This is a genomic window from Rhizobium sp. P38BS-XIX (assembly GCF_012641435.1).
In the GTDB taxonomy this organism is placed as follows: Bacteria; Pseudomonadota; Alphaproteobacteria; order Rhizobiales; family Rhizobiaceae; genus Rhizobium.
Map to the genome: position 1 here is coordinate 146,503 of NZ_JABAIJ010000014.1, position 6,533 is coordinate 153,035.

General features: G+C 58.1%; 6 protein-coding genes. 1 reads left to right on the plus strand and 5 read right to left on the minus strand.

Annotated elements, in window-relative coordinates:
* The first annotated feature begins 31 nt into the window (after positions 1 to 31).
* Positions 32 to 700: a glutathione S-transferase N-terminal domain-containing protein gene (locus tag HGP17_RS30165; RefSeq protein ID WP_168815061.1), complete on the plus strand. Its 669-nt coding sequence runs from the start codon at positions 32 to 34 to the stop codon at positions 698 to 700.
* A 154-nt stretch (positions 701 to 854) separates the two neighbouring features.
* Here HGP17_RS30165 and HGP17_RS30170 read toward each other — a convergent pair whose 3' ends face one another.
* From HGP17_RS30170 to dinB, 5 genes are all read right to left on the minus strand, one after another.
* On the minus strand, positions 855 to 2,441 hold the full coding sequence (locus HGP17_RS30170) for a DHA2 family efflux MFS transporter permease subunit (RefSeq protein ID WP_348649007.1): 1,587 nt from the start codon (positions 2,439 to 2,441) through the stop codon (positions 855 to 857).
* Positions 2,442 to 2,453: 12 nt separating this feature from the next.
* Positions 2,454 to 3,542 carry an HlyD family secretion protein gene (locus tag HGP17_RS30175; protein WP_168815063.1) on the minus strand — a complete coding sequence of 363 codons (1,089 nt, stop codon included), beginning with the start codon at positions 3,540 to 3,542 and terminating at the stop codon, positions 2,454 to 2,456.
* An 18-nt stretch (positions 3,543 to 3,560) separates the two neighbouring features.
* Positions 3,561 to 4,097, minus strand: a complete 537-nt coding sequence (locus HGP17_RS30180) for a helix-turn-helix domain-containing protein (RefSeq protein WP_168815065.1) — start codon at positions 4,095 to 4,097, stop codon at positions 3,561 to 3,563.
* A gap of 382 nt (positions 4,098 to 4,479) precedes the next feature.
* On the minus strand, positions 4,480 to 4,779 hold the full coding sequence (locus HGP17_RS30185; protein WP_168815066.1) for a BA14K family protein: 300 nt from the start codon (positions 4,777 to 4,779) through the stop codon (positions 4,480 to 4,482).
* Positions 4,780 to 5,012: 233 nt separating this feature from the next.
* Complete coding sequence (gene dinB / locus HGP17_RS30190; protein ID WP_168815068.1) at positions 5,013 to 6,110, minus strand: DNA polymerase IV; 1,098 nt, start codon at positions 6,108 to 6,110, stop codon at positions 5,013 to 5,015.
* Positions 6,111 to 6,533: the final 423 nt, after the last annotated feature.

The following is a 6,533-nucleotide window of genomic DNA, read 5'->3' on the forward strand; positions in this document are numbered from 1 at the left end:
GCATGGCGGCGACCTCTTACGGATGACGATTATGAACCTTTATTTCCACGCGACACCGAACTCCATGAAGGTTGCGGTGCTATTACACGAGCTTAACCTCGCCTTCGACGTGACCCCGATCGATATTTCCAAGGGCGAGCAACACACGCCCGCATTCCGGTTGGTGAACCCCAACGGCAAAGTGCCGGCGCTTGTGGATGACGGCGTCACCCTGTTCGATTCCCATGCCATCCTGATGTTTCTTGCCGAGAAGCACGGCAAGTTTATTCCGATCCATATCGCGAAGAAAGCGGCAACGTTTTCGTGGCTGCAGCTCGTTGCGACCGGGCTTTCCCCTTACTCCGGGCAGGCGATCCACTTTCTGCACTACGCGCCCGAAGACTTGCCCTATGCGAAAAGCCGCTACACCAGAGAGGTCGAGCGGACCTACAAGGTGCTGGATGAACGCCTTCATGCATCAGAGTGGCTCGCGGGCGATGAATATACGATCGCAGACATGGCGCTTTGGGGCTGGGCAGCATCCGCAGGCTACATTTTCGGTGAAAGAGGGCTTGGCGAATATCCCGCAGTCCAGCGCTTCATGGAGACGATGCACGCGCGCCCGGCGGTTCAAAAAGCGCTGGCCATGAAAGCCGAGCATAAATTCAAAACCGAAATCGATGAGGAGACGCGGCGGTCCCTTTTCCCGCAGCTTGCGTAGTAGCGCAACAGCGCTCTTTGCCGACGAATAAACTGGAACGCGGCGGAGGTTTAATCCCGAGCCTACCCGGAAGCAGCAGCTTCCGGGTAGGCTTGTGCTGCCCACTTGCGGGCAGGCGCCTAGTCGAGACCAGCGTCAATATGTTTTGATCTGTTCAATGGCCGCTGGGCTGTGAGGCTCCCTTAGGCGGCGTGACGTTTCTCAGCAGCGGGACGAGCGCCGTCGCTACCACGAAGGCGACCATGATAGCGCCGAATGCATCGGCATAAGCCATGGTCGAGGCCTCGCGGTAGGCCAGTTTGAATAGCTGTTTCAATGCGGCGGTGTGGCCGTCATTGAGGGCGCCGGGCATCTCCGCGTAGCGGCTGGCGACGCCGCCGACCAATCTCTCCATCGCGCCATTCGCCGGCGTAAGATTGGAGGCGATTGCAGTGAAATGCATGTTGGTGCGATCGTTGAGGATGGCAGCGCAAACTGCGATGCCGACGGCGCCGCCAAGATTACGCATCATGTTGAAGAGACCGCTCGCATATTTCAATCGTTCCGGCGTCAGGCTTCCAAGCCCCAGCGTGACGGCGGGAGCCACTGCAAAGACCTGCGGGAAGCCGCGGAAGATCTGTGGCCAGAAGAGTTCGTTGCTTCCCCAGTCATGCGTGATGTAACTGAAGCCCCACATGGATATCCCGAAGGATGCCAGTCCGAACATCATCAGCCAGCGCGTGTCGAAGCGCTTGGCGAGGATGATGTAGAACGGCACACCCAGCGTGGATGCCGCGCCGGTGGAAAAGACGGCAATGCCGGTTTCCCAGGCGTTGAAGCCGCGGACATAGCCGAGAAAGAGCGGCGTCAGATAGATGGTCGAGAAGATGCCGATGCCCGTGATGAAGGACAGAAGACAGCCGATGGCAAAATTACGGTTGCCGAAGGCTCTCAGATCGACCACCGGGCGCGAATAGGTCAGGCTGCGAATGAAGAACAATATGCCGGCGATCGCTGCGACCGTGGTGGCGATCCGGATCGTGCTGTCATCGAACCAGTTCGCACGGGTTCCTTCCTCCAGCACATATTCCAGCGTGCCGAGGGAAATCGCCATCAATATGATGCCCGGATAGTCTGCCTCCTTCAGAAGCTTCAGATCCGGCTCGTCGATCTTTACGAGCATCGGCACGAGAATGGTGATCAGGAAACCGGGCAGGATGTTGACGTAAAACAGCCAGTGCCAGTTCCACGTATCCGTGATCCAGCCGCCGATGACAGGGCCGAGCGTTGGCGCGACGGAGGCGATCGTGCCGACGACGGCTGCGGAGTAAACGCGCTTCGGCCCTTGGAAATAATGGAAGGACGATGTGAAGACGGTCGGGATCATCGAGGCGCCAAGCAGACCTTGCAGGGCGCGGAAGACGATCATGCTTTCGATGTTCCAGGCAATGCCGCAGAGCATGCTGGTGAGAGTGAAGCCGGCTGCCGACATGGTGAAAAGCCAGCGCGTGGAAAAGACGCGCGTCAGCCAGCCGGATAGCGGGATGACGCAGATTTCGGCAATCAGATAGGCCGTCTGCACCCAGCTGATCTCATCCTGCGAGGCCGAGAGACCGCCGCCGATATCCTGAAGCGAGGAGGCGACGATCTGAATGTCGAGAAGCGCGATGAACATGCCGAAGCACATCACCACGAAGGGAAGCAGACTGCGCACCCAGCTTGTTTCAGCCGGGGCAGTGGGAGAGGTGGGGGCGGATGTCACTGTCTGCTCCTGTTACGGGTGCGTATCGACCGTGACTGTGGTCGACAAGCCCGGCCGCAAGACCTGAGCCTGTGGCGCAGCATCATCCAGGGCGATGCGAACGGGCACGCGCTGGACGATCTTGGTGAAGTTTCCGGTGGCGTTTTCCGGCGGGATGACGCTGAAGGTTGCGCCGGTCGCCGGTGCTATGCTGCTCACGCGGCCCCGCAGCGTATGGCCCGGATAAATATCCGCCACCACGTCAACCGTCTGTCCCACCTTGATGACCGCCAGCTGGTCTTCCTTGAAGTTCGCATCGATCCAGAGGCCGCCGGCGGGGATGACGCTCAGCAGGTAGCTGCCGTCCGATACGAAAGCACCGATCTGGGCGGCGCGATTTCCGGCATAGCCGTCGATGGGCGAGCGGACTTCGGTGTAACCGAGATTGAGGCGTGCGGTCTCGACATCCTGCCGGGCGCTTTCGAGTGCTGCCTGCGCCTGCTCGATTTGCGTGTTCAGCACGTCGATCTGCTGACGCGCCGCCGTCAGGCCGGCATCGGAGGCGTCGACGGCTGCCTTTGCCTGCGTGTCGGCCATAACAGCCTTCTGCGCATTCTGTTCCGTTCCGGTGCTCTGGCTCGCGAGGTTGCGATATCGCTCGGCATCGATCCCCGTGAAATTCGCCGCCGCCTTCTTGGCAGCGAGATCAGCTTCCGCCTGTTTGACGAGGGAGGCCTGCATGGTCAGCTGCGCATGCAGGTTGTCGAGGCTCGCCTGCTGCTGTTTCACCAGAGCCTCCGCCCGGCTCAACGCCGTCTTGTAGGTGCTGGGGTCGAGCCGAACCAGCAACTGGCCTGCCTTGACCAACTGATTGTCTTCGACCAGCACTTCTTCGACGTGACCGGACACTCTTGGCGAAAGGGCAGTCGTGTTGCCGCCGACATAGGCGTCATCCGTCGTCTGCTGCCAGCGTCCCGTCTGCCACCAATAATTGCCATACCAGCCTGCACCGGCAAGGATCGCTATTCCGATCAGAAGCCCGACGGGCTTCTTCAGGCTTCGCTTCGGCTTGAGGGAGACTGCGCCCTGCTTGATATCTGCTTCACTGACGACCTGATTCATGGCCGCGATACTCCGTGACTACGTGTTCTGATTGTTGTTTGGAGAGATCCGGATCAAAGGCGATCCCGGCCCTTCGGATTTAAGACGATAGCGAGAAGGCAGCGGTTCGCGGGCTGAAGGTCCGGCCGCCACCGCATATCTCGGCCTTGCGATCGGCTCGCGGGTTTCCCGATCGACCATGATAGGATCGGCCCAGGCGCCGGTTTCGGTGTCTACAATGACGAGGCTTGGGCCATCCGGTGCAAAATTACGGTTCCCCCAGGCGATCAGTGACCACAGGACAGGGCGGAAATCCTCGCCACAGGCAGTCAGCACATATTCGAACCGCGGCGGTCGCTCCTGATATTGCCGTTTTTCCAAGAGGCCCGCTTCCACGAGACTGTCGAGCCTGCGGGCAAGCGTTGCCGTGCCGATGCCGAGGCTCTTTTGAAAGTCATCGAACCGCGAAACTCCGCGCATCGCATCTCTGAGAATGAGGATGCTCCACCACTCGCCGATGCGATCCAGACTTTGCGCCACGGGACATTGCATCGATTTGAAGCTCTTATTTTGCATCGGAATACCTAGCAGCTTTCATCATGAAAGTTACTTAACGCGACTTTTTAGCTTTTGCAAGTGGCTGCGAGTTTGGAGACGCGGTTTTGGACGTTTGGCTTATGGATGACGCCGGTCGTGATTTGGTCGGCTCGGCAAAGCGAGCCAAGACGGCGAACTTAGTGTTTGATGATTTTGGAAGAGACTGGACAGGCCAAATCCGTCAAGGACCTGCGAGGTCCCACAGAACTGGGTGCTATAGCCAGAGAGGCAAACTCGACGCCAAAAGATCATACGGGGATCGAATGTCTTCGAGCCCCGTATGATATCAAGCAAGCTGGGTGCATCTTATTGCCCAAGCCACGAGGCGGACGGATGGACACTGGATGAGTGCCCGCTCTGCTCACTTTGGAGACTGGCATTTGATCCGACTGCCGGCCTTAGCCTCAATCGTATCATCGGTGGCGTGATAAGACATATAGCGCGACGCGCACCATGTGACATGGCGGACTTCGCTGGCGGACAAGTAGGACGCCGCTCCCGAAACGGCGTCGTTTGCGCCTCCTGCATAAGCAGATTCGGACTTGGTGCCGTCCGATTGCAAGTTTAGAGCGGGTGCGATGAGGCTAAAGGCATTCGCGGAAAAGCAGGACGACAGCAGCAATCCCGAGCCTAACATGATCGCAGAAACAGTCTTCTTCATGGTGACCATCCTGAATCTCGTTCAATCTGATTAAGGCAACGAGATTCCCGCAGATTTGTTCCGCCGGGGTGGTGAAGACTTGGGATTGGTAAGCGCCGCGAAGTAATATTAGGGCCTAGAGTTGTCTGCGCGGCGATTGGTATGCGTGTTACTCCGAGCGGCGAGAAGGCTGGTATTCGATTGGAGCTTGCCCGCCGCTCGTTTTGTCGGCCGGTTACATGCATCGTGGCAGTTCAGATATCCAGATTGAGTTGCGATTGCACTTCAGACGCCTCCGGCGCGTCGTTGGTTAGCGATGAAAGCGTAATGCCGAGCAGCCGGACGGGCCGCTTGAACGGGAAAACCGTCTCGAGAAGCGTGGACGACGTGTCTAGAATATCGGTCATGTTGCCGATCGGCACTGCGCCCGTGCGGCTGCGCGTGGCCTGGGTAAAGTCCGAGTATTTGATTTTGACTGTCACTGTCTTGCCGCTGATGCCGTTCGCCTCGCAGTGGCGCCAGAGCTTTTCCGCAAGCGGCTTCAGTTCTGCGATCGCCAGTCCGAGGTCAGAGATATCGTCGACGAATGTATCCTCTGCCCCAACGGATTTCCGGATGCGATCCGGCCTGACCTGGCGCTCGTCGATGCCACGTGCGATGCCATAGAAATACTGGCCGGACTTACCAAAATGCTCCTGCAGGAATGCAAGCGACTTTGATTTGAGATCGAGTCCTGTTTCGATACCGTATCGGCCCATCCGCTCGGCGGTTGCCGGCCCGACGCCGTGGAATTTCTTGATCGGAAGGTTTTCAACGAAGGCCGGACCGTTCTTCGGCGTGATTACCGCCTGGCCGTTTGGTTTGTTCAGGTCGCTGGCCATTTTTGCGAGAAACTTGTTGTAGGAAATCCCGGCCGAAGCGTTGAGCCCCGTTACGGCCTTGATCCGCGCCCTGATCTCCAAGGCGATCTCGGTGGCGATCTCCATGCCTTTCAGATTGTGCGTCACGTCGAGATAGGCCTCATCAAGCGACAAGGGTTCGATCATGGGCGTGTATTCAGCGAAGATGTCACGAATCTGCTGCGAAACGGCTCGGTAGACGTCGAAGCGTGGCGGCACGAAGATCAGATCGGGGCATTTGCGCTTCGCAGTCACGGAGGGCATGGCCGAATGAACGCCAAAGGCGCGGGCTTCATAGCTGGCGGCCGCGACGACGCCGCGCGCAGCCGAGCCGCCGACTGCGAGCGGCTTGCCACGAAGTTCCGGCCTGTCACGCTGCTCGACCGAAGCATAGAAAGCATCCATGTCCACATGGATAATTTTCCGGATTGTAGATGATGTCATATCGTTCATTGAGGTCTTGCAGTGGCAACGTGCGCCGGAGTTCAGAAACAAAAGAGGAACATAGCAGATCTTGCCCAAGGATAAAACCACGACACTACCCCACTTTTATGGTTGGTAAGGGCGAGGAGCGTGTCCTGGGGTTGGTTCAGCTGTGCGGCGGGCGGATTAATGCGCCGGATCGGGCATTTTGAACCGCTTTCACAGTCGTTATCGGGCATCTTCGAAAAATACCAATATATATCAATAGCTTATAAAATTCTGGAAAGTTTGCTTCGATTGCGTATTGACCGTGAGCGGGTCGTACCTCTATAAGCCCGATCACTGACGAGGGCGGCGGCGCTGCTGGCGACGAAGTCTCTCGCTCTGGTGTTTCCTAGATTGGCTGCGATGCTGATTTGTGGTTCTGGGCTTAGGTGCCTGGGATTGTGGGAA

Bases quoted from the DNA above. Each gene is read 5' to 3' on its own strand.
- HGP17_RS30165 (WP_168815061.1), top strand. From the start codon at position 32: ATGAACCTTTATTTCCACGCGACACCGAACTCCATGAAGGTTGCGGTG.
- HGP17_RS30175 (WP_168815063.1), bottom strand. From the start codon at position 3,542: ATGAATCAGGTCGTCAGTGAAGCAGATATCAAGCAGGGCGCAGTCTCC.
- HGP17_RS30180 (WP_168815065.1), bottom strand. From the start codon at position 4,097: ATGCAAAATAAGAGCTTCAAATCGATGCAATGTCCCGTGGCGCAAAGT.
- HGP17_RS30185 (WP_168815066.1), bottom strand. From the start codon at position 4,779: ATGAAGAAGACTGTTTCTGCGATCATGTTAGGCTCGGGATTGCTGCTG.
- dinB (WP_168815068.1), bottom strand. From the start codon at position 6,110: ATGAACGATATGACATCATCTACAATCCGGAAAATTATCCATGTGGAC.